Source organism: Agromyces allii (assembly GCF_009749385.1).
Lineage (GTDB): Bacteria > Actinomycetota > Actinomycetes > Actinomycetales > Microbacteriaceae > Agromyces > Agromyces allii.
Window position 1 is genome coordinate 132,947 of the sequence record NZ_WBIN01000002.1, and the last position, 22,776, is coordinate 155,722.

A 22,776-nucleotide genomic window follows, 5' to 3' on the forward strand; every position below is an offset into this window, starting at 1 on the left:
CTCCACTGATCCACCGCGAGGGCGGTGGGGTAGTGTGCGGGTGTGACTGACACCGGCCGCTTCCTCACCGCCCTTCGTCGTGCGTTCCGCAGCATGTTCGGCGGGTCCGGCAGCGCCTCGCGCAGCGGGTCGAGGGCGTCGGATGCCGCGGGGCGCGCGTCGGTCTCGACGGGCCTCCTGTCGCCCGGACAGGCGGGAACCTCCGCGACGGTCGAGGTCGACCCTCGGAGCCTCAAGCGCGTCGACCTGGCGTACGCGCCGTCGCGCGACGGGCAGCCCGATCCCGGTGAGATCGTCTGGACCTGGGTGCCGTACGAGGAGCGCGACGGGCGCGGCAAGGACCGCCCGGTCGTGGTCGTCGCGGCATCCGGTGCCGATGCGTTCCTGGCCGTGCAGCTGACGAGCAAGGCGCACGACGGCTCACGCGACTTCGTGCCGCTCGGCACGGGCGCGTGGGATGCCGCGGGCCGGCCGAGCTGGGCGAACATCGATCGCGTGTTCGTGGTGCACACCGCCGGCATGCGGCGCGAAGCGGCATCCCTCGATGCGAAGCGCTATCTGAAGGTCGCCGAGGCGCTGAGCGCCCGCTACGGCTGGCGCTGACGAACGCGGCGTTAAACGAAGAACGCCCCCAGTGGAGTGGGGGCGTTCGTGGGCGATGCCGGGCTCGAACCGACGACCTCTTCCGTGTGAAGGAAGCGCGCTACCAGCTGCGCCAATCGCCCATGTGGGATTCGCGGCTCACCGGGGTGACCGCGCGGATTCGATACTAGCGAGCATTTCGCGCAATTGCACATCGAGTGATTCGTGGCGTGTCGGGACGCGTTCGATGCCCGCGTGACGGCGCCCGGAGCGACCCGAAACCCTCGACACGCCCGGGATGCGCGGCCGGATTCCGCGTCGGACCGGGCTGAACAGCGGGTGAACGCCGCTCAGTTTGTGAATCGATCCGAGTATCGGTTAGAGTCTCTCTGCACGCAGAAATGCACAGCAACGCGGATGTGGCGCAGTGGTAGCGCATCACCTTGCCAAGGTGAGGGTCGCGAGTTCGAATCTCGTCATCCGCTCGGATCAGGATCAAGGCCCCGCCTCGATCCTGTTCTTTGGTGAAGAACCCAGAAACGGTGGATTGGCCGAGAGGCGAGGCAGCGGCCTGCAAAGCCGTATACACGGGTTCGAATCCCGTATCCACCTCCAGATCGAGAACACCAACTCGATTCTGGGCGATTGGCGCAGCGGTAGCGCGCTTCCCTGACACGGAAGAGGTCACTGGTTCGATCCCAGTATCGCCCACTGTCGAAAACCCCCGGTTCGCCGGGGGTTTTCGGTTTGTCGCATCGAGATCCCATCTCGACGCGCGCGATTGGCGCAGCGGTAGCGCGCTTCCCTGACACGGAAGAGGTCACTGGTTCGATCCCAGTATCGCGCACGCAGTACGAACGCCCCGGCTCATGCGAGCCGGGGCGTTCGCTGTTCCCCAGGGTGTATCGCTCAGCTCACCAGGGCGAGGGCGCCGGGGGAGCCGTGACCGGCGGCCGGTCGTTGCACGTGATGAGGTTCGGCAGGTAGGGCGCGAGCCACGGGGTTCCGGGGTGGTACTCGTTCGCGTCGACGCCGTCGTTGTCGCCGAGGTCGGTGAGCGCGAACTCGGAGCCGTTCGCCCAGTCCCAGGTGAAGGCACCGCAGTTGTTCACGCCCCAGTGGCCGACGCCCCGGACATCCACGTTCTCGAAGGTCGCCGAGCCCGCCGTCCGGGCGCTGATCACGTTCGTTCCGGTGCCGTCGACGCGGATGTCGCGGAATCTCACGCCATCGATGCGATAGACGTCCTTCACGCCCCACTCCGTCACCAGCATCATCGCGCTGTACGTGCTGTCGAGGAAGTGGTCGCCGCTCACGACGATGTCGGCCTGGTCGATCGAGCGGTCGAGCGCGTAGAACCAGATCGCGCCGAGTCCGATGTTCCAGTTGAGCTCGTACGTGCCCGACCGGGCGGTCGTGTTGTCGGTGATCGCGAGGCCGCCCGTGAACGGCTCTGCGCCGAACCTGGAACCCACGTGGATGCCGCTGCCCTCGCGCACGGGGTCGGCGACGAGGTTGTTCGACACGGTCGTGTCGGTGCCGCCGTAGATCGCGATGCCGTTCGCGAGCGACGGGGACTGCACGGTGTTGCGGTCGAACACGTTGCCCGCGTTCGCGACGTGCTCCGACCACATGGCGAGTCCGTCGTCGCCCGTGTTCCGTACGAAGGTGTTCGAGACCGTCGAGTCGGTGACGCCGGTGTGGAAGTTCAGGGCGTCCGCCATCTGGTCGACGATGATGTTGTCGTCGATGACGAGGTCGTGCATCGGGCCGTCGAACCACATGCCGACCTTCGTGTGCCGGATGTGGAGTCCGCGGATGCTCGACGAGCTCAGCGAGCCGCCGATGCCGTTGACCTGATCGGTGTCGATGCGTTCCCGCACGTCGCCCTCGATCGCGAAGCCCGAGAGGTGCACGTTCGAACTGCCGCCGTCCGCGGCATCCTTCCCGTAGAACCCGACGCCCGTGTGCACCGAGCCGTCGGGGGCCGGCGTGGCGAGGGCGACCTCGCGGCCGCGGATGATCGTGTACCAGTTGCCCGCGCCCTCGATCGTGACGTCGTCGACGATGATGTGCCGGCTGACCGAGTAGACGCCCGGCGGCACGTAGACGGGCAGGCGATGCGCCTTCGCGAACGCGATGGCCCGATCGAACGCCCCGGCCGCGTCGCGCTTGCCGAACGGATCCGCGCCGAACAGGAGCACGTTCGCCGCCTTGAGACGCACGTGCGGCGCGGCGACGCGCTCGGAGTCGAGCAGGTCGATCGTCGTGACGGCGGCGCTCGAGTTCTTCGGCGCGGTGAGTCGCACGACGTCGCCGGCGCGATACGTCTTGCCCAGCAGCATCCGCTGCTCGTCGTAGAAGTGCATCGGGCGGAACGGCTTGGCGACCTCGAAGCCCGCTCCCGGAACGCACCCGCATTCGGTGATCCACCAGTCGGGGTGAAGCAGGCCGGCCTTCGGATCGTTGGTGAACGGGTACTGGTTGTACAGCCAGGAGTACTTCGAGGTGAGCGTCATGGTCTGCGCGCGCCCGCCGTTCACCGAGACGGCGAGCGGGGCGTCGATGCCGCCGCCGTCGGGGGAGTCCGGGATGCTGTAGCGCACCGTGATCGCGTTCGCGGCCGCGGGCAGCGTGAACTCGACGTACTCGCCCGGGTCGAGTTGCACCGCTCGTCGGCCGGAAGCCTCGGCGGGCAGCGTGTAGGCGTCGCGACCGGGCCCGACGACGCTGCCGGTGGTCTTCGCGTTCTCGGCCTCCTGCTCGAGGAATGCCACATCGGCGCCGCGTCCCTGCACGAGTGCGGGATCGAGTGCGGCCCGGGTCACGATCGGCGCCGGCGCCTTCGGGGCAGCGGATGCGGCGAGCGGGCCCGACACGGCGGCGCCGACCGCGAGCGCGGCGATCGCGACGAACGACGCCGTTCGTCTCAGGGGCGGCGAGTGCGGTCGGCGGGGCGGTGGCGCGGATTCGGAACTGGCGCGGGTCGTCATCGACTCGATTCCTCTCGTGATGTGTACGTCGTCGGACACGGGTGCGATCCCGTCGAGTGAGCCGAATGTATGACCGCGCCGTCGCGGCTCACAAGGCGCAATCGAGGATTGTCGAGAGAATGTCGAGTTCTTGCAGATCTGTGCGTAAACGCCTGCAATCCGGCGGACGGGACAGGGCGATCGTTGCAAGACGCGGCGCAAGCGTGGCCGGGGCTCGGTCGATGCCGGTCGCTGCCGTCAGCAGGCGAACCGCGTGCTCGCGCCCGACTACAGTTGAAGGGTTCATCTCAACTCACAGGGAGTGGTTCACAGTGGCCGACGGTTTCGAGCTCTTCACCGATCGTTCCGTTGTCGCGATGCGCGTCAACGGCGAGCTCAAGGATCTGGCCACGACGGTGACAGACGCCGACGAGGTCGAGCCCGTGACGATCGACTCGCCCGACGGGCTCTCGATCCTGCGCCACTCCGCCGCGCACGTGCTCGCGCAGGCCGTGCAGTCGGTCAACCCCGAGGCGAAGCTCGGCATCGGCCCGCCCGTCACCGACGGCTTCTACTACGACTTCGACGTGGCCGAGGCGTTCAGCACCGAGGACCTCAAGGCGCTCGAGAAGGAGATGGGTCGCATCATCCGCTCCGGCCAGCGCTTCGTGCGTCGGGTCGTGACCGACGACGAGGCACGCGCCGAGCTCGCGGGCGAGCCCTACAAGCTCGAGCTCATCGGGCTCAAGGGCACGGGCGGCCACGGCAAGGGCACCGGCGACGACCACGAGTCCGTCGAGGTCGGCGCCGGCGAGCTGACGATCTACGACAACGTCGACCCGAAGACCGGAGAGGTCGCCTGGAAGGACCTCTGCCGCGGACCGCACCTGCCGAACACCCGCATGATCGGCAACGGCTGGGCGCTGCAGCGCGTTGCGGGCGCCTACTGGCGCGGCAGCGAGAAGAACCCCCAGCTCCAGCGCATCTACGGCACCGCATGGCCGACCAAAGACGAGCTGCGCGCCTACCAGCACCGCCTCGAGGAGGCCGCCAAGCGCGACCACCGCAAGCTCGGCAAGGACCTCGACCTCTTCTCGTTCCCCGACGAGATCGGTTCCGGTCTCTCGGTCTGGCACCCCAAGGGCGGCGTCATCCGCGGCGAGATGGAGCAGCACGCGCGTCGTCGCCACATCGAGGGCGGCTACACCTACGTGTACACGCCGCACATCTCGAAGGAGGACCTCTTCCTCACCTCGAACCACCTCGTCACGTACAAGGAGGGTATGTTCCCGCCCATCGTGATGGACGAGGAGCGCGACGCCGAGGGCAACATCACCAAGCAGGGCCAGGACTACTACCTGAAGCCCATGAACTGCCCGATGCACATCCTCATCTACAAGGAGCGCGGACGCAGCTACCGCGACCTGCCGATGCGGCTCGCCGAGAACGGCACCGTCTACCGCAACGAGCTCTCGGGCGCGCTGCACGGCCTCACCCGCGTGCGCGGCTTCACGCAGGACGACTCCCACCTCTTCGTCACCCCCGAGCAGCTCGAGGCCGAGACCACGAGGGTGCTCGAGTTCGTGGTCTCGATGCTGCGCGACTTCGGCCTCGAGGACTTCGAGCTCGAACTCTCGATGCGCGACGACGAGAAGTCGAAGTGGATCGGCTCCGACGAGTTCTGGGAGTACTCCACGAACGCGCTGCGCAACGTGGCGCTCGCGAGCGGGCTGAGGCTCACCGAGGTTCCCGGCGAGGCGGCGTTCTACGGTCCGAAGATCGACCTGAAGACCCGCGACGCCATCGGCCGCACCTGGCAGCTCTCGACCGTGCAGGTCGACCCGAACCTGCCGGAGCGCTTCGGCCTCGAGTACACCGGGTCCGACGGCGAGCGCCACCGGCCGATCATGATCCACCGGGCCCTGTTCGGCTCGATCGAGCGGTTCTTCGCGATCCTGCTCGAGCACTACGCCGGTGCGTTCCCCGTCTGGCTCGCGCCCGTGCAGGTCGTCGGCATCCCGGTCGCCGAGCAGTTCTCCGAGTACCTCGACGAGATCATCGCGAAGCTCCGCGCCAAGGGCGTCCGCGCCGAGGTCGACCACTCCGACGACCGCATGCAGAAGAAGATCCGCACCCACACCACGCAGAAGGTGCCGCTGCAGCTCATCGCCGGCGAGCAGGACCGTGCGGGCGGCACGGTGTCGTTCCGATTCCGCGACGGCACCCAGACCAACGGCGTGCCCGTCGACGACGCCGTGGCGCTCATCCTCGACGCGATCTCCGAGCGCAAGCTCGTGAACACGGCCGAGGACCTCGCGTGACCGACCGCACGACGAGCCCCGAACCTGCGGATGCCGCAGCAGAGGGGCTCGTCGATGCGGCGACCCTTGCCGGCGTGCCCGACGCGTTCCAGCGACTCTGGACGCCGCACCGCATGGCGTACATCAACGCGGGCGCCGACGCGATGCGCGCCTCGTGCCCGTTCTGCGCGGCTCCGGAGAAGTCGGATGCCGACGGGCTGATCGTGCACCGCGGCCGCACGGCGTACGTGCTGCTGAACCTGTTCCCGTACAACTCGGGTCACCTGCTCGTCTGCCCGTACCGGCACATCGCCACCTACGACCAGGCGACGGCTGAAGAGGTCGCCGAGATCGGCGAGCTCACGCAGACCGGCATGCGCGTGCTGCGCGAGGTCTCGCGCTGCGACGGCTTCAACATCGGCATGAACCAGGGGGCCGTGGCCGGTGCCGGCGTCGACGAGCACCTGCACCAGCACATCGTGCCGCGGTGGGCGTCCGACGCGAACTTCTTCCCGATCATCGCGCGCACGAAGGCGCTGCCCCAGCTGCTCGGCGAGGTGCGCGTGGCGGTCGCCGAGGCCTGGCCGGCGACGGGCGAGTAGCCGCGACCGGCGTGCCGACCGGCATGCGCCGCTCGCGGCATCCGCTCGACCGCATTCGAACGCGCGGATGCCGCGGCTCGGCGCACGACGAGGACGGCGTGCGCCGACGGGCTCAGCGCACCTGACGGACGGTGAACTGCATGCGCGGGTGCGCGTAGGCCTCCTGCGACTCGACGAGCTGCAGTTCGCGCTCGCCCGACTCGTGCGTGCGCTCGAGCAGGTCGAACACGCTCGACGTGGTGCGGGCGAGGGCGTCGGCCGCGTCGCGCGTGCGCAGGTAGTGCGCCGTGAACAGCGCGGCGCTGACGTCGCCCGAGCCGTTGGCCTTCATGGGCAGCAGGGGAGTCTGCACGATCCACGCGCCGTGGTTGTCGACGGCGAGCATCTCGATGGTGCCCTCTTCGCGGTCGGGCCGCTCGACGCTCGTGACGAGCACCACCGACGGGCCGGACGCACGTGCGAGGTCGACCGACGCGAGCGTCGACTCGAGCGTGTCGGGCGAGGTGTCGGTGAGGTAGCCGAGCTCGAACTGGTTCGGAGTGATGAGGTCGGCTGCGGGGACCACGCGATCGCGGAGGAGGATCGGGATGGCCGGCGCCACGAAGCATCCGGATTTCGCATTGCCCATGACCGGGTCGCAGGCGTAGATCGCGTCGGGATTGGCCGCCTTCACGCGTGCGACGGCGTCGAGGATGACGTCGGCGATGCCCTCGCCGCCCTGATAGCCCGAGAGCACCGCGTCGACCTGGGGGAACGCGCCGCGCTCCTCGATGCCGGTGATGACCTCGCGCACGTCGTCTGGGCTGATCATGGGGCCGCGCCACGCGCCGTAGCCCGTGTGGTTGGAGAAGTTGACGGTGTAGACCGGCAGCACCTCGACGCCGATGCGCTGGAGGGGGAAGACGGCGGCGGAGTTGCCGACGTGGCCGTACGCGACCGCCGACTGGATCGAGAGAATCTTCACCGCTCGATCATCGCATCTCCGGCGGCCGGCTCGGCTCGCGGCCCGACGGGCGGACGCAGCCCGCGGTCGCGTGGCGTCTCAGCCGGCGAGGCGCTGCTGCGCTCGCACCGTGCGGACCGCGGCGCCGATGTCGGACGCGAGCTTCGCGAGGTCGGCGTCGTCGAGGTCGTGCACCGTGAGTCGCAGCCGATCGGACGGTGCCCTGTCGCCGAGCGCGAACTCGTCGCCGGGTCGAACGAGCCATCCGCGTCGCATGAGCTGCTCGGAGACCGCGCGGGCGGGCGCCCCGAGCGGCACCCACACGTTCAGTCCGTCGCCGGGCGAGGTCGTGATGCCCTCGGCGCGCAGGAGGTCGGCGAACGCGCGGTTGCGCGCGGCGTAGTGCTCGCCGGCCCCGCGGATGCCCGCCAGCACGGCGGGGTCGGTCGCGAGCGCGTGCACGAGACGTTGCAGCAGGTGGCTCACCCAGGTCGTGCCGGGCGTCAGCCGCATCGCGAGCCGGTCAGCCGTCTCGGGGTCGGATGCGGTGACCGCGAGGCACATGTCGGGGCCGAGGAACTTCGAGACCGAGCGCACGAGCGCCCAGCGCCGGTGCTCCCGCCCGATGAGCGAATGGTGCGGCTGCTGCGAGAGCAGCGAGTAGTGGTCGTCTTCGATCACGAGCACGTACGGGTGGTCGGCGAGCACGGCGCGCAGGTCGGACGCGCGCTCGGCCGAGAGGCTCGCCCCGGTCGGGTTCTGCGCGCGCGGCGTGCAGATGACCGCGCGCACGCCCTGCTCGAGGGCGGCACGGAGCCCGTCGACGGTCATGCCCTCGTCGTCGACCGGCACCGGCACCGGTCGGTAGCCCGCCACGCGCACGGTGTGGATGCTCGTCAGGAAGCACGGGTCCTCGAGGGCGACCGCATCGTCGCGCGTGAGCGCCTGGGCGAGCAGCCGCTCGACGGCGTCGGCCGCGCCGCTCGTGACCGTGATGCGCATGGGCGTGCCCGAGGGCAGGTCGGCGCTCATCCACGCGTGGGCGGCCTGCTCGAGACCGGGGTCGATGACCGGCTCGCCGTAGAGCACCGGGCGTCGGGCGATGCTCGCGAGGGCGTCGGACGGATCGGGGATGTACGAGGCGTCGGGGTTGCCCGTGCCGAGGTCGCGGAGCGCGGTGTCGGCCGCGAAGCCCTCCTGCGCCACGGGGGAGGCGCCCGCGACCCGTGTGCCGCCGCGGCCGAGCGTGACGACGACGCCCGCGTTCGTGAGCTGGCGGTAGGCCGAGACGGCGGTGTTGCGATTGACGCCGAGTTGTTCGGCGAGCGCGCGCACGGGCGGGAGCGCGTCGCCCGGTCGGAGCGCGCCGCGCTCGATGAGCGTGCGGAGGCTCTCGGCGATCTCCGCCGCGGAGCTTCCCTCGATCTCGACGATCACGTCACCGTCCTTCTTCGGGCCTGCGGCCCCTCATCGCCCATGCTACCTTTTGGCCTAGGACAAACATTCTCTTTGTCTGAAGTATTGCGCACCGTCCCCGCGCACCTCCGAAAGGACTCCCCAGTGACCGTATCCGAGACGGGCTCGAGCCGCGTGAAGCGCGGCCTCGCCGAGATGCTGAAGGGCGGCGTCATCATGGACGTCGTCACCCCCGAGCAGGCCCGCATCGCCGAAGACGCCGGCGCCGTCGCCGTCATGGCCCTCGAGCGCGTGCCCGCCGACATCCGCGCCCAGGGCGGCGTCGCCCGCATGAGCGACCCCGACCTCATCGAGGCGATCATCGCCGAGGTCTCGATCCCCGTCATGGCGAAGGCCCGCATCGGCCACTTCGTCGAGGCGCAGGTGCTCCAGGCGCTCGACGTCGACTACATCGACGAGTCCGAGGTGCTCTCGCCCGCCGACTTCGTCAACCACATCGACAAGTGGGCGTTCAACACGCCGTTCGTCTGCGGTGCGACCAACCTCGGCGAGGCGCTCCGTCGCATCAACGAGGGCGCGGCCATGATCCGCTCGAAGGGCGAGGCCGGCACCGGCGACGTCTCCGAGGCGACCAAGCACATCCGCAAGATCCGGTCCGAGATCAACGTGCTGCGCTCGATGACCAAGGACGAGCTCTACGTCGCCGCCAAGGAGCTGCAGGCCCCGTACGACCTCGTCGTCGAGGTCGCCGAGACCGGCAAGCTGCCCGTCGTGCTCTTCACCGCGGGCGGCGTCGCCACCCCGGCCGACGCCGCGATGATGATGCAGCTCGGCGCCGACGGCGTCTTCGTCGGTTCCGGCATCTTCAAGTCGGGCAACCCCGAGGCGCGCGCCGCGGCCGTCGTCAAGGCGACCGCGTTCTACGACGACCCCTCGGTCATCGCCGAGGTCTCGCGCGGCCTCGGCGAGGCCATGGTCGGCATCAACGTCGCCGACCTCGCCGCACCCCACCGCCTCTCCGAGCGCGGCTGGTGACGACGAACCTCCGCAGCGAGTCCCTCGACGCGGGTGGTGCGGCCTCGGCCGGCCCCCGCGTCGGGGTGCTCGCCCTGCAGGGCGACTTCCGCGAGCACGCGAGGGTGCTCGCGGGTCTGGGGGCGCGCGTGTCGCTCGTGCGCCGGCCCGACGAGCTCGAGGCGATCGACGGCCTCGTGATCCCCGGCGGCGAGTCGAGCGTCATGGACAAGCTCTCGCGCATCTTCGGCCTCCAGCAGCCGCTGCGCGCGGCGATCGCCGGCGGCCTGCCCGTCTACGGCACCTGCGCAGGGCTCATCATGCTCGCCGACACGGTGCTCGACGCGATCGCCGGCCAGGAGTCGCTCGGCGGACTCGACGTCGAGGTTCGACGCAACGCCTTCGGGTCGCAGAACCAGTCGTTCGAGACCGACCTCGAGGTGCCGGCGCTCGGCGCCGATCCGGTGCACGCCGTCTTCATCCGCGGGCCGGTCGTCGAGTCGGTCGGTTCCGGCGCCACGACGCTCGCCTCGCTCGCCGACGGCCGCGTGGTCGCGGTCGAGCAGGGCAACCTCCTCGGCACGAGCTTCCACCCCGAGATCACGGGGGAGCACCGCTTCCACGAGTACTTCCTGGCGAAGGTGCGCGCTCGGGTCGCGGCCTAGCAGGTCAGGGCTGGCCAGGGCCGCACGCGAGGGCGTTCCCTGATCGGATGAACGGGTTGTCCCGGGTGCGGTCCGGTCCGCGGTCCGGTTTCGTTTCCGCCATGACCACTCGCCTTCCCAGCACCGGCGCGCCCGAGCGCGTCGCCGCCGCCCCCAGCACGACCTGTCGCAGCGACGAGGTCGTCGTCATCCACCGCCTCTTCCGCCGCCTGTTCGCCGAGGCGCCCTCCCTCGTGCGCGGTGTCGCCCCCGACGACACCGCCCACGCGAGGCGGGTCGCGAAGCACCTGCACGCCGTCATCGCGCTGCTGCACGTGCACCACCGCACCGAGGACGAGTTCTTCTGGGACGTCATGACCGACCGCGCTCCCGCCTGCGGCCTCCATGTGGAGCTCATGCGGCGTCAGCACGGTGCCGTCTCCGATCGCCTGGACGTGGCGGATGCGCTCGTCGACCGGTGGGCGTACCGAGCCGACGCCCGGACCGCCGTCCGCATCGCGACGGCCCTCGAGGAGATCGACCGGATGCTCGTCGAGCACCTGGTCGACGAGGAGCGCGAGGCCTTCCCGGTGCTCGACGCGATCCTGTCGGACGCCGAGTGGGATCACATCCACAAGCATGCCCAACGCCACAAGCCGCCGATGCCGATCTTCGTGCTGCTCGGCCTCATGATCGACAGCGTGCCGGAGGCGGACCGCGCCGCCTGGATCGCGAACGAGCTCCCGGCGCCGATCCGCTTCGCCTACCGCACCGTCGGCCGCCGCCAGTACGAGCGTGCGATCGGCCGGATCCGTTCGAACGATCGCGGTGCCCTGGGCGGCGCCGGTGCTGCGGGACTCGAGCCGGCCATGGCCTGACGGGTGGGCGGATGCCGCGGCGGGCCCGCGGGCTCGGGCGCGCGTCGCGGCATCCGGCCCCCGCATGTCGGAGGCGAGGGCTAGCCTCGGCCACGTGACCCAGTACATCGCGCTCCTCCGCGGAGTCAACGTCGGCGGCATCACCGTGAAGTCGGCCGAGCTCAAGGAACTGTTCGAGTCGTTGGGATTCGGTTCGGTCCGCACCGTGCTCGCGAGCGGCAACGTCGCCTTCGAGCGGGTCGAGGCCGGCAGGGGCGGCGACCCCGAGACATCCGCAGCCCTGAAGGCCCGCATCGAACGCGCGCTCGGCGAGCGCTTCGGCTACGAGGCCTGGATCGTGCTGCTCACCCGCGCCGAGCTCGCGCGCGTGGTCGAGGCGTTCCCCTTCGACGCCGAGCGCGACGGCTGGCACCCGTACGTGCTCTTCGGGTCAGACGCCGCGCACCTGGCCGAGCTCGCGGCCGCTGCGGTCGACCTCGACGCGGGCGACGACGTGGTGCGTGCCGGAGACGGGGTGCTCTACTGGCACAACCGTCGCGAGCGCGGCATCGACAGCGCTTTCTCCAAGATCACGGCGAAGGCGCGGTTCAAGCCGACGACCACGAACCGCAACCTGCGCACGCTCGTCAAGCTGCTCGCGTGAACCCGTGCTGAACGTGCCCTGACCTAGAATGGTGTGGCGCGAACCGGAACGCATCGGTCGCGGAGGATTCGATTCAGGAGACGCATGTCCGGGCATTCCAAGTGGGCGACGACCAAGCACAAGAAGGCGATCATCGACTCGCGCCGTGCCAAGTCGTTCGCGAAGCTCATCAAGAACATCGAGGTCGCCGCGAAGATGGGCGGAGCCGACCTGTCGGGCAACCCGACGCTCGTCGACGCCGTGCAGAAGGCGAAGAAGACCTCGGTCCCCAACGACAACATCGATCGTGCGATCAAGCGCGGCGCAGGACTCACCGGCGAGTCCATCGACTACGCGACGATCATGTACGAGGGCTACGGGCCCAACGGCGTCGCGCTGCTCGTGGAGTGCCTCACCGACAACAAGAACCGTGCCGCGGCCGAGGTGCGCACGCTCATGAGCCGCAACGGCGGCACCATGGCAGACCCCGGTTCGGTCGCCTACAACTTCGCACGCAAGGGCGTCATCGTCGTCGCGAAGACCGCCGGCCTCACCGAAGACGACGTGCTCGGTGCCGTGCTCGACGCGGGTGCAGAAGAGGTCACCGACGAGGGCGAGACCTTCGAGGTCATCACCGAGGCATCCGACATGGTGGCCGCGCGCACCGCGCTGCAGGAGGCCGGCATCGACTACGACTCGGCCGACGCCGCGTTCGTGCCGTCGCTCAAGGTCGAGATCGACGCCGAGACCGCTCGCAAGGTGTTCCGCCTCATCGACGCGCTCGAAGACAGCGACGACGTGCAGAACATCTACAGCAACTTCGACCTGTCGGCCGAGGTCCAGGCCGAGCTCGAGTCGGACGAGTAAGCCGATCGCCGTGCGGGTGCTCGGCATCGACCCGGGACTCACCAGATGCGGGGTGGGCGTGGTCGATGTCGAGCCCAACCGCACGGCGCGATTGGTCGACGTCGTCGTGCTGCGCACGCCAGCCGACCTCGACACCCCGAACCGCCTCGTGCGCATCGCCGAGGGGCTCGAGGCGATCCTCGACGAGCACCGCCCCCAGGCCGTCGCGCTCGAGCGCGTGTTCGCCAGGAGCGACGTGTCGACGATCATGGGCACGGCCCAGATCTCCGGGGTCGCGATGCTCCTCGCCGCGAGGCGCAAGCTGCCCGTCGCGCTGCACACCCCGAGCGAGGTGAAGGCTGCGATCACCGGGTACGGGCGGGCCGACAAGGCGCAGGTCGGGGCCATGGTCGCCCGCATCCTCGGTCTCGACGCGGTCCCGAAGCCGGCGGATGCCGCCGACTCGCTCGCGCTGGCGATCTGCCACGCCTGGCGCACGGGCGGCGTCGCCGGAGCGGCCGTGCTCGATGCGTCGAATCCCGATGCCGCAGCGCAGACCGCCCTCACGCCCGCGCAGCGCGCGTGGCTCGCCGCCGAGCGCTCCGCCTCCGTGTCGGGGGCGGCCCGTAGGGTGAAGGAGTGATCTCCTCCCTTCGCGGGCCAGTGCTCGTCGCCGCCGGTACCTCGCTCGTCATCGACGTCGGCGGCGTCGGATTCCAGGTGCACACGACGCCCGCGCTCGTGCTCGCGTCGCGCGAGGGCCACGAGCTCTTCGTGCACACGACGCTCATCGTGCGCGAAGACGCCCTGACCCTCTTCGGGTTCGCCACGCGCGACGAACTCGACGTCTTCGAACTGCTCATCGGCGTGACCGGGGTCGGTCCGCGGTCTGCGTTGGGCGTGCTCTCGGCGATGTCGCCCGCGCAGGTCGCCACGGCCATCGCCTCCGACGACGATGCGGCCTTCCGCAAGGTGACGGGCATCGGCCCGAAGACCGCGAAGCTCATCACCGTCTCGCTCGCGGGCAAGCTGATCGCGCCGAGCGTGGTCGACGTTCCCGCCGCGACGGGTGCGGCTCGCGGCGTGGCCGACAGCGTGCTCGCCGCGCTCACCGGACTCGGGTGGACCGAACGCGCGGCCGTCGAGGCCGTCGACGAGGTGCTCGCCGAGGCCTCCGCGACCGATGCCGCCTCGATCCCGGCCGTCCTCCGGCTCTCGCTCGCGCGCCTCGGTCCCGCGCAGGCCGCGGGGCGGGCACGATGAGCGGCGCCGACGGCGCCGACGTCGACCTGACCGATCCGGTGCTGGCGTCCGAGGCCGAGCTCGCCTTCGAAGGTGCGCTCCGGCCGCGCAGCCTCGCGGAGTTCGTCGGCCAGACGCGCGTGCGCGGGCAGTTGCAGTTGCTGCTCACCGCGGCGACGCTGCAGCAGCGAACGCCCGACCACATCCTGCTCGCCGGTCCTCCCGGACTCGGCAAGACCACGCTCGCCATGATCGTCGCTCACGAGAGCGGGCGGCCGCTGCGCATGTCCAGCGGGCCTGCGATCCAGCACGCGGGCGACCTCGCCGCGATCCTCAGCTCGCTCGTGCCCGGAGAAGTGCTCTTCATCGACGAGATCCACCGCATGGCGCGCTCGGCCGAAGAGATGCTCTACCTCGCCATGGAGGACTTCCGCATCGACATCATGGTCGGAAAGGGCGCCGGCGCGACATCAGTGCCCCTCGATCTCTCGCCGTTCACGCTTGTCGGCGCCACGACGCGGGCGGGCCTCCTGCCGAACCCCCTGCGCGATCGCTTCGGATTCACCGCGCATCTCGAGTTCTACGACGACGCCGAGCTCGAGCAGGTGCTCGCACGAGCGGCCACGATGCTCGGCCTCGACGTCGATCGCGAGGCACTCGTCGAGATCTCGGGCCGATGCCGCGGCACGCCCCGAATCGCGAACCGGCTCCTGCGGCGCGTGCGCGACTACGCACTCGTGCACACGGGCCGGGCCGATCTCGCCACCGTGAACGCCGCACTCGACCTCTACGACGTCGACGCGCTCGGCCTCGACCGGCTCGACCGGGCCGTCATGCAGATCATCCTCACCAGGTTCGGGGGAGGGCCGGTCGGGCTGAACACGCTCGCGGTGTCGGTCGGCGAGGAGTCCGAGACCATCGAGGCGGTCGTCGAACCGTTCCTCGTGCGCATCGGCCTCATCACGCGCACCCCTCGCGGGCGCGTCGCGACCCCCGCGGCATGGCGGCATTTCGGGCTCTCGCAGGGCGGCGCGGCGCTTCCGATCGATGACCTATAATCCAATGAGGCTTCGTCCTCGCCGCCGTCGACTTCGTGCGGTACGCCGCACTCCGGAAGGTCCTACCCCCTCATGACGCTCGATCCGTTCACTATCATCATGCTCGCCGTCCTGGCGGTGCTGATCTTCTTCATGTTCCGCAACTCGCGCAAGCGTCAGGCCGAGGCGCAGCAGCTGCAGTCGAAGGTCCAGCCCGGCGCACGCGTCATGACGAACTTCGGCGTCTACGGCACCATCGTGTCGATCGACGAGGAAGAGAACCAGGTCCAGCTCGAGGTCGCGCCCGGCACCGTGCTGACGGTGCACCGCCAGACCGTCGCCCGCGTGGTCGAGCCCGCCGTCTCCGACGACGAGGCCGGCGCGCACGAGGCGATCGAGGGCGAGCCCGAGTTCGGCGAGCGCGATGAGGCGCACACCACCGAGACCCCCGGCGACACGACCCCCGACACCAAGAAGTCGGACGACTAAACACTCCCACCCGAGGAACGGCCCGCGTCGATTCGGCGTGGGCTCCTGCAAAGAAAGCAGAACCTGTGGCTGCACCCTCCAAGCGGTCGTCGCGTCCGGCGTCCGTACGCAAGGCCTGGCGATCGCTCACCTGGCTCGGCGTCATCATCGTCGGCCTGTTCGCCATCAACGCCGCGGGCGTCATCTGGGGCGGTGGTTCCTGGACGCCCAAGCTCGCGCTCGACCTCGAGGGCGGCACGCAGATCATCCTCGAGCCGCAGCTCGAGAGCGGTCAGTCCGCGACGCAGGAGCAGCTCGACCAGGCGGTGGCGATCATCCGCCAGCGCGTCGACGCCTCGGGCGTCGCCGAGCCCGAGATCAACACCGAGGGGTCGAACGTCGTCGTCCGCATCCCCGGTGAGCTCGACGACCAGACGCGTGCGCGCATCGAGTCCTCGGCGAAGCTCGAGCTCCGCGCGGTGCTGCTCTCCGACGCGGCGACCAACCAGCAGATCAGCCCGAGCGACGACCCGACCGCGACCGATGCGGCCGAAGACCTCTCGTCGACGCCGACGGCCGAGCCGACCGACGGCAGCGATCTCTCGTGGGTCACGCCCGCGCTGCAGAACGAGTTCGACACGTTCGACTGCTCGACGATCGACGACGTCGAGGCGAACGTGGCACCGGCCGACGAGCCGCTCGTGACCTGCGACCAGAGCCGCACGGTCAAGTACCTGCTCGGCCCGGTCGAGGCCAGCGGCGAGAACATCGTCGACGCGACCAACGGACAGGTGCAGACCCAGACCGGTGCGAGCACCGGAACCTGGGCCGTCAACATCCAGTTCGACGACCAGGGCACCAAGGACTTCGCCTCGGTCAGCACGCGTCTCTACGGCATGTCGGGTCAGACCCCGCGCGACCAGTTCGCGTTCGTGCTCGACGGCGCGGTGCTCACCGCTCCCTCGATGAACGGCGCGATCACCGACGGTCGCCCGCAGATCACCGGCAACTTCACGCAGGAGTCCTCGAAGGCCCTCGCCGACCAGCTCAAGTTCGGCGCTCTGCCGCTCAGCTTCAGCGTGCAGTCCTCCGAGACGATCTCGCCCACGCTCGGCACGTCGCAGCTCCAGGCGGGTCTGCTCGCCGGTCTCATCGGTCTGATCCTCGTCGTGATCTACACGCTGTTCCAATACCGCGCGCTCGGGTCGGTCACGATCGCCTCGCTCGTGATCGCGGGTGTGATCACCTACCTGATGATCACGATCCTGTCGTGGCGCGAGGGTTACCGCCTCTCGCTCGCCGGAATCGCGGGTCTGATCGTGGCCATCGGTTTCACGGCCGACTCGTTCATCGTCTACTTCGAACGTGTTCGAGACGAGCTGCGCGACGGTCGTCCACTGGTCGGCGCGGTCGAGGCCGGCTGGAAGCGCGCGTTCCGCACGGTGCTCGCGTCGAAGGGCGTCAACCTGCTCGCGGCCGTCGTGCTCTTCATCCTCGCGGTCGGCAGCGTCAAGGGCTTCGCCTACACGCTCGGTCTCACGACCATCATCGACGTCGTCGTGGTGATCCTGTTCACGCACCCGATGCTGCAGCTGCTCGCGCAGACGAAGTTCTTCTCGAGCGGCAATCCGTGGTCCGGTCTCGACCCGACCGCGCTCGGCGCCGTCTACCGAGGCCGTGCGGAGTTCCGCAAGCCGGTCGCGGTGTCACCGGGCAAGGCGGCATCGAGTTCGAAGGAAGCACAGCGTCGTCAGACGATCGCGGAGCGCAAGGCGAACGCGACGGTCGGCGCCGGTTCGAGTGAAGGCAAGGAGTCCTGATGGCGAGCCGTCTGACCACATTCGGTAACGACCTCTACACGGGCAAGCGCTCGTTCAACTTCGTCGGCGGCCGCAAGAAGTGGTACATCATCGCCGCCGTGCTGATCGTGCTCTCGGTCCTGGTGCCCGCGGTTCGCGGCGTGCACTTCAGCATCGAGTTCCGCGGCGGTTCGCAGTTCCAGATCGCGGATGTCGCGAACCCCGATCCCGCGATCGCCGAAGAGGCCGTGGCCTCGGTGGTGCCCGAGGCGACCACGACCGTCCAGGTCGTCGGCGGCGACGGCATCCGCGTGCAGACCGACCAGCTCGAGCAGTCCGACTCGCTCGCCGTGAGCTCGGCGCTGGCCGAGGCGTACGACGTGCCCGAGTCCGAGGTCACCTCCTCGTTCATCGGCCCGAGCTGGGGAGCGGACGTCACGAGGCAGGCGCTCGTCGGCCTCGGCGCGTTCCTGCTGCTCGCCGGCATCATCATGGCGATCTACTTCCGCACCTGGAAGATGTCGCTCGCCGCGATCCTGGCCCTCATCGCCGACCTCATCGTGACCGTGGGTCTCTACGCCGCCGTCGGCTTCGAGATCAGCCCGGCCGCGACGATCGGTATCCTCACGATCCTCAGCTACTCGCTGTACGACACGGTCGTGGTCTTCGACAAGATCCGTGAGAACACCGAGCAAGACGGCAGCGAATCGCGCCGCACGTTCGCCGAGTCGGTCAACCTCGCGGTGAACCAGACCCTGGTGCGCTCGATCAACACGAGCGTCGTCGCGGCTCTGCCGGTGGCCTCCATCCTGTTCATCGGTGCGGGTGCCCTCGGCGCCGACACGCTCCGCGACATCTCGCTCGCGCTGCTCATCGGCATCCTCGTCGGCACGTGGTCGACGGTGTTCCTCGCCGCGCCGCTCTACTCGCAGCTCCGCGAGGGCGAGCCGGTGATCCGTCGTCACGACCAGAAGGTCCTGAAGGACCGCGAGCGGGCCGGCGAATCCGCCGGTTCGGAGGCGGAGCCCGCGAACGCGTAATGTCCGCCCTGGGCGAGATCGGCATGTGCACCCCTCCGGAGCGACGATAATTGAGTTCCGGAGGTGTGCGCATGACTGAGACTGGGGTCAACTCGACCGCTTCGCTGCGCCGGCTCGTGCCGCGCATCTTCTCGAAGGCCACGCCTTCCGGAGCGGTCGACACGCTGCTCCGCACGGTGCGCATGCACCATCCCAAGGCGGATCTGGCCCTCGTCGAACGTGCCTACACCGTCGCCGAGCGGGCGCACGAGGGGCAGAAGCGCAAGAGCGGCGAGCCGTACATCACGCACCCGATCGCGGTGGCGCAGATCCTCGCCGATCTCGGCATCGGGTCGAAGACCGTCGCCGCAGCGCTCCTGCACGACACCGTCGAAGACACCGCGTACACGCTCGACCAGGTGCGTGCCGACTTCGGCGACGAGATCGCGATGCTCGTCGACGGCGTCACCAAGCTCGACAAGGTCAAGTACGGCGACTCGACGCAGGCCGAGACCGTTCGCAAGATGATCGTCGCGATGTCCAAGGACATCCGCGTGCTCATCATCAAGCTCGCCGACCGTCTGCACAACGCGCGCACCTGGGGCTTCGTGCCGACGGAGTCGGCGACACGCAAGGCGACCGAGACGCTCGAGATCTATGCGCCGCTCGCGCACCGTCTCGGCATCCAGACCATCAAGTGGGAGCTCGAAGACCTCTCGTTCGCGGTGCTGTACCCGAAGCTCTACGCCGAGATCGAGAGCCTCGTCAAGCAGCGCACGCCGCAGCGCGAGGAGTTCGTGCAGCAGGTCATCGACTTGGTGAACGACGACCTCAAGAGTGCTCGCATCCGCGGCAAGGTCGCCGGCCGGCCGAAGCAGTACTACTCGATCTACCAGAAGATGATCGTGCGCGGTCGTGACTTCGACGAGATCTACGACCTCGTCGGCATCCGCGTGCTCGTGAACTCCGTGCGCGACTGCTACGCCGTGCTCGGCTCGATCCATGCGCGGTGGACCCCGGTGCCGGGCCGGTTCAAGGACTACATCGCCACGCCGAAGTTCAACCTCTACCAGTCGCTGCACACGACCGTGATCGGCCCCAAGGGGCGCCCGGTCGAGATCCAGATCCGCACGCACGACATGCACCAGCGGGCCGAGTACGGCGTCGCCGCGCACTGGAAGTACAAGGAGCGCATGGCCACCGGTCGTGCCGATCCCGCCACTGCGAGCGCCAACGAGACCGATATGGCGTGGCTCGCGCACATCTCCGACTGGCAGGCCGAGACCGCCGATCCGGGCGAGTTCCTCGACTCGCTGCGCTACGAGATCGGTGCGAAGGAGGTGTACGTCTTCACCCCGAAGGGGCGCGTGATCGGACTGCCCTCTGGAGCCACCCCGGTCGACTTCGCCTACGCCGTGCACACCGAGGTCGGCCACCGCACGATGGGTGCGAAGGTCAACGGGCGCCTCGTGCCGCTCGAGAGCACCCTCGCCAGCGGCGACGTGGTCGAGGTGTTCACCTCGAAGAACCCCGACTCGGGTCCGAGCCAGGACTGGCTCGGGTTCGTCAAGAGCCCCCGGGCCCGCAACAAGATCAGGCAGTGGTTCACCAAGGAGCGCCGCGACGAGGCGATCGAGCAGGGCCGCGACGCTATCGCGCGTGCCATGCGCAAGCAGAACCTGCCGTTGCAGAAGCTGATGAGCCAGGACTCGTTCGCCGAGGTGGCCGCGCAGCTCCGCTACGACGACGTGTCGGCGCTGTACGCCGCGGTCGGCGAAGGGCACGTGTCGACGCAGTCGGTGCTCGAGAAGGTGGTCGCGCTGGTGCGCGACGCCGACGAGGGCGACGAACCCGAGCTGCCGATCCCGACGCGCTCGCGCACGACGCAGCGGCACTCCGACTCCGGCGTGCTCGTGCGCGGTGCGCCCGACATCCTGGTCAAGCTGGCGCGCTGCTGCACCCCGGTGCCCGGAGACGCGATCGTCGGGTTCATCACGAGAGGCTCCGGCGTCTCGGTGCACCAGTCCACCTGCCACAACGTGCAGTCCCTGATGCGCGAGCCCGAGCGCATGATCGACGTCGAGTGGGCGCCGAGCTCGAAGAGCGTGTTCCTGGTGCAGATCCAGATCGAGGCGCTCGACCGTGCGGGGCTGCTGTCCGATGTCACCCGAGTGCTCTCGGAGCACCACGTGAACATCCTGTCGGCCAGCGTCTCCACCTCGACCGACCGTCTGGCGCTCAGCCGGTTCGTCTTCGAGATGGGGGACACCACCCACCTCGACCGGGTGCTCAACGCGGTTCGTCGCATCGACGCCGTCTACGACGTGTACCGCGTCAGCGACGGCTGAATCCGGCCGTCACCGCGGCTGCGGCCGCATCGAGCCTCGCGAGGGCGCGCGCCTTGTGCGGCAACCTGGCAGTGCGAACGAGGCGATCACGCACCGCGCCTTCGAGCTCGGCGTGGTCGGCGAGCAGGGAGCCGACGACGTCGGTCGTCGGCCCGTCGGCGGCCGACGTGTCGCGCAGCAGGTCGAATGCCGTTCGAACGAGCGACGTGCAGCGCACCAGGCCGAACGAGACGATCTCCGCCTCCTGGATCTTCACCTCGCGAACGGCGATGCCCGGATCGGTGATCACCGAGATGCGCGCGTCGATCGGGACGCAGAACTGCGCGCGTCGGGGCGGGGCCAGACCGGCTCCATGGACCCAGGCGGCCGACATCCGTTCGATGATGAGCGAGCGCGGCGCGCCGTGGGCGACGACGAGGGCTCGGAACGACGGGATGTCGGGTTCGTCGATCGGGGCCCACGCGCCGGCGATGGCGACGAGATCGCCGTCGATCCTGGCGGCGCAGAGCTCGGCGATCGAGAAGTGGTCGGTGCCGAGCACCGGGGGCAGTTTGACCATGCCCCATGATGGCGCTGCGCGCAGGACCCGCTGCGGGCACCACCGCGATTGTGGAGAACTCGCGGACCGCGCACGATCGGCCGGCGACGCCTCGACGGCGTCGACGAGAACGGCCCCCGGTCGCGAGACCCGAGGGTGTCGCGACCGAGGGCCGGAGAACGATGCGGCGTCGGTCAGCCGCCGACGGCCTTGAGCCAGGCGCGTCGTGCTTCGAGCGCCTCTCGGGCCTCGGCCGTGGCGCGAGCGTCGCCCGCCGCCTCGGCAGCGGCGAGGTCGGCCTCGAGCTTCGCGATGGCGTCGTGCAGCTGGCCGAGCATGCCCTCGGAGCGTGCCTTCTTCTCGGGGTCTTCACGCTCCCAGCGCTCGTCTTCGAGGGAACGGACGTGGTTCTCGACCTTGCGGAGGCGATCCTCGACGGGGCGGACCTGGTCGCGCGGAACGCGCCCGACCTCATCCCACTCGCGCTGGATCTTGTTGAGCGCCGCACGGGCCTGCTTGGGGTCCTTCTCGCCGAGGATCTTGTCGGCCTCGTCGAGCAGCGCCAGCTTGGCCGTGAGGTTGGCCTGGTACTCCTCGTCGTCGCGCGCGTCGATCTCGGCCTTGGCGCCGAAGAGCACGTCGCCGGCTGCCTTGAACTTCGCCCAGAGTGCGTCGTCGAGCTTCTTGCCGGCACGGCCGGCCTGCTTCCACTCGTCGAGCAGCAGCCGGTAGTCGCCGATGCCGTCGGCGCCGCGCGGGGCGAGCGCCTCGGCGCGTTCGATCAGTCGCTGCTTGCGCGTGCGGACGTCGCGGTGCGAGGCGTCGAGATCCGCGAAGAACGCCTTGCGGTGCGTCTCGATGGTCGAGCGCGCGGCACGGAACCGCTTCCAGAGATCGTTGGCGTCGTTCTTCGGCAGGCGGGGGCCATCCTGCTGGTGGCGCTGCCATGCGGCGAAGAGTCCGTCGAGCTCGGCGGAGGTCTGCTTCCACTGGGTCTTCGCGGGATCCTGCGCTGCGAGGGTCTCGGCCTGCTCGACGATGCGCGTGCGCTCGGCGAGGGCGTCGGCGAGCGCGGCCTTGGTCTCGGCCTGCTGCTGCTCGGTCAGCTCCTTCGTGGTGCCGGAGAGCGCCTCGAGCCGCGTCGAGAGCGACTCGAGGTCGCCGACGGCGTGCGCACCGGCGACGGACGTCTTCAGCGTCTCGACGGCCTTCGCGACATCCGCCGCGGGAGCACCGCGTCGTGCACGCTGCTCGAGCAGGCTCACCTGGCCGGCGAGATCTGCGTACTTGCGCTCGAAGTAGGCGAGTGCCTCTTCGGGGGTCGCGTCGGGGTACTGCCCGACTTCGCGCTCACCGTCGTTCGTGCGAACGAAGACGGTGCCCGTCTCGTCGACGCGGCCCCACGGCTGCTGTGCTGAATCGGTCACGGCCTCACCCTGTCGTGCTCGGAAGCCGCCCGTCGGGCGGCGTTGACGCTTCCAACCCTATTGCACCGCCACCGGGCGG

Annotated in this window: 20 protein-coding genes and 5 tRNA genes; 19 read left to right on the top strand and 6 right to left on the bottom strand. The window is 69.5% G+C overall.

Annotation, left to right across the window (positions count from 1 at the left end):
* Nucleotides 1–42 precede the first annotated feature (42 nt).
* A complete protein-coding gene (locus GQR16_RS03140) occupies nt 43–603 on the top strand; it encodes a type II toxin-antitoxin system PemK/MazF family toxin (RefSeq protein ID WP_246200455.1) in 561 nt (186 codons plus the stop codon).
* Nucleotides 604–652: 49 nt separating this feature from the next.
* Here the strand turns inward: GQR16_RS03140 and GQR16_RS03145 are convergent.
* Nucleotides 653–725, bottom strand: a tRNA-Val gene (locus GQR16_RS03145).
* 270 nt (nt 726–995) lie between these two features.
* On the opposite strand from GQR16_RS03145, the gene GQR16_RS03150 reads away from it, so the two are divergent.
* From GQR16_RS03150 to GQR16_RS03165, 4 genes are all read left to right on the top strand, one after another.
* Nucleotides 996–1,067 (top strand) — tRNA-Gly (locus GQR16_RS03150).
* A 56-nt stretch (nt 1,068–1,123) separates the two neighbouring features.
* A tRNA-Cys gene (locus GQR16_RS03155) sits at nt 1,124–1,197 on the top strand.
* Between the two features lie 24 nt (nt 1,198–1,221).
* Nucleotides 1,222–1,293, top strand: a tRNA-Val gene (locus GQR16_RS03160).
* Nucleotides 1,294–1,357: 64 nt separating this feature from the next.
* A tRNA-Val gene (locus GQR16_RS03165) sits at nt 1,358–1,429 on the top strand.
* 67 nt (nt 1,430–1,496) lie between these two features.
* Here the strand turns inward: GQR16_RS03165 and GQR16_RS03170 are convergent.
* Complete coding sequence (locus GQR16_RS03170) at nt 1,497–3,575, bottom strand: glycosyl hydrolase family 28-related protein (protein WP_157413722.1); 2,079 nt, start codon at nt 3,573–3,575, stop codon at nt 1,497–1,499.
* Nucleotides 3,576–3,931: 356 nt separating this feature from the next.
* On the opposite strand from GQR16_RS03170, the gene thrS reads away from it, so the two are divergent.
* Nucleotides 3,932–5,875 (top strand): threonine--tRNA ligase, encoded by a 1,944-nt coding sequence (gene thrS, locus GQR16_RS03175; protein ID WP_246200498.1) that lies wholly within the window; start codon nt 3,932–3,934, stop codon nt 5,873–5,875.
* Nucleotides 5,872–6,456 carry an HIT family protein gene (locus tag GQR16_RS03180; RefSeq protein WP_157413724.1) on the top strand — a complete coding sequence of 195 codons (585 nt, stop codon included), beginning with the start codon at nt 5,872–5,874 and terminating at the stop codon, nt 6,454–6,456. The genes thrS and GQR16_RS03180 overlap by 4 nt, the downstream gene beginning before the upstream one ends.
* 112 nt (nt 6,457–6,568) lie before the next feature.
* Here GQR16_RS03180 and pdxY read toward each other — a convergent pair whose 3' ends face one another.
* Together pdxY and GQR16_RS03190 are read right to left on the bottom strand one after the other, a co-directional pair.
* The gene (pdxY, locus tag GQR16_RS03185) at nt 6,569–7,420 is read right to left on the bottom strand and encodes a pyridoxal kinase PdxY (RefSeq protein ID WP_157413725.1); all 852 of its coding nucleotides are present in this window, start codon (nt 7,418–7,420) and stop codon (nt 6,569–6,571) included.
* A 78-nt stretch (nt 7,421–7,498) separates the two neighbouring features.
* Nucleotides 7,499–8,836 (bottom strand): aminotransferase class I/II-fold pyridoxal phosphate-dependent enzyme, encoded by a 1,338-nt coding sequence (locus tag GQR16_RS03190; RefSeq protein WP_157413726.1) that lies wholly within the window; start codon nt 8,834–8,836, stop codon nt 7,499–7,501.
* A 123-nt stretch (nt 8,837–8,959) separates the two neighbouring features.
* Here GQR16_RS03190 and pdxS point away from each other — a divergent pair, with 123 nt between their 5' ends.
* The 12 genes from pdxS (at nt 8,960) to GQR16_RS03250 (ending at nt 20,732) form a co-directional block, all read left to right on the top strand.
* Nucleotides 8,960–9,850, top strand: a complete 891-nt coding sequence (pdxS, locus tag GQR16_RS03195; protein WP_157413727.1) for a pyridoxal 5'-phosphate synthase lyase subunit PdxS — start codon at nt 8,960–8,962, stop codon at nt 9,848–9,850.
* The gene (gene pdxT / locus GQR16_RS03200) at nt 9,847–10,494 is read left to right on the top strand and encodes a pyridoxal 5'-phosphate synthase glutaminase subunit PdxT (protein WP_157413728.1); all 648 of its coding nucleotides are present in this window, start codon (nt 9,847–9,849) and stop codon (nt 10,492–10,494) included. Before pdxS ends, pdxT begins: the two co-directional genes overlap by 4 nt.
* A gap of 101 nt (nt 10,495–10,595) precedes the next feature.
* Entirely contained in the window at nt 10,596–11,351 is a 756-nt protein-coding gene (locus tag GQR16_RS03205; RefSeq protein ID WP_170298400.1) for a hemerythrin domain-containing protein, read from the top strand.
* Nucleotides 11,352–11,445: 94 nt separating this feature from the next.
* Nucleotides 11,446–11,994 (top strand): DUF1697 domain-containing protein, encoded by a 549-nt coding sequence (locus GQR16_RS03210; protein WP_157413730.1) that lies wholly within the window; start codon nt 11,446–11,448, stop codon nt 11,992–11,994.
* Nucleotides 11,995–12,078: 84 nt separating this feature from the next.
* Entirely contained in the window at nt 12,079–12,840 is a 762-nt protein-coding gene (locus tag GQR16_RS03215) for a YebC/PmpR family DNA-binding transcriptional regulator (protein ID WP_157413731.1), read from the top strand.
* 10 nt (nt 12,841–12,850) lie between these two features.
* Nucleotides 12,851–13,462, top strand: a complete 612-nt coding sequence (ruvC, locus tag GQR16_RS03220; RefSeq protein WP_211373419.1) for a crossover junction endodeoxyribonuclease RuvC — start codon at nt 12,851–12,853, stop codon at nt 13,460–13,462.
* Nucleotides 13,459–14,082, top strand: coding sequence for a Holliday junction branch migration protein RuvA (ruvA, locus tag GQR16_RS03225; RefSeq protein WP_157413732.1), 624 nt, complete (start codon nt 13,459–13,461; stop codon nt 14,080–14,082). Before ruvC ends, ruvA begins: the two co-directional genes overlap by 4 nt.
* Nucleotides 14,079–15,119, top strand: a complete 1,041-nt coding sequence (gene ruvB, locus GQR16_RS03230) for a Holliday junction branch migration DNA helicase RuvB (protein WP_157413733.1) — start codon at nt 14,079–14,081, stop codon at nt 15,117–15,119. Before ruvA ends, ruvB begins: the two co-directional genes overlap by 4 nt.
* Before the next feature lie 99 nt (nt 15,120–15,218).
* Nucleotides 15,219–15,587, top strand: coding sequence for a preprotein translocase subunit YajC (gene yajC, locus GQR16_RS03235; RefSeq protein ID WP_246200456.1), 369 nt, complete (start codon nt 15,219–15,221; stop codon nt 15,585–15,587).
* A gap of 65 nt (nt 15,588–15,652) precedes the next feature.
* Nucleotides 15,653–17,386: a protein translocase subunit SecD gene (gene secD, locus GQR16_RS03240; RefSeq protein ID WP_246200457.1), complete on the top strand. Its 1,734-nt coding sequence runs from the start codon at nt 15,653–15,655 to the stop codon at nt 17,384–17,386.
* Nucleotides 17,386–18,405 carry a protein translocase subunit SecF gene (secF, locus tag GQR16_RS03245; RefSeq protein WP_157413735.1) on the top strand — a complete coding sequence of 340 codons (1,020 nt, stop codon included), beginning with the start codon at nt 17,386–17,388 and terminating at the stop codon, nt 18,403–18,405. The genes secD and secF overlap by 1 nt, the downstream gene beginning before the upstream one ends.
* Before the next feature lie 71 nt (nt 18,406–18,476).
* Complete coding sequence (locus GQR16_RS03250; RefSeq protein WP_157413736.1) at nt 18,477–20,732, top strand: RelA/SpoT family protein; 2,256 nt, start codon at nt 18,477–18,479, stop codon at nt 20,730–20,732.
* Here GQR16_RS03250 and GQR16_RS03255 read toward each other — a convergent pair.
* Complete coding sequence (locus GQR16_RS03255) at nt 20,719–21,291, bottom strand: hypothetical protein (RefSeq protein WP_157413737.1); 573 nt, start codon at nt 21,289–21,291, stop codon at nt 20,719–20,721. The two genes, GQR16_RS03250 and GQR16_RS03255, sit on opposite strands and share 14 nt — an antisense overlap.
* Nucleotides 21,292–21,464: 173 nt before the next feature.
* Complete coding sequence (locus tag GQR16_RS03260; RefSeq protein WP_157413738.1) at nt 21,465–22,697, bottom strand: DUF349 domain-containing protein; 1,233 nt, start codon at nt 22,695–22,697, stop codon at nt 21,465–21,467.
* Nucleotides 22,698–22,776: the final 79 nt, after the last annotated feature.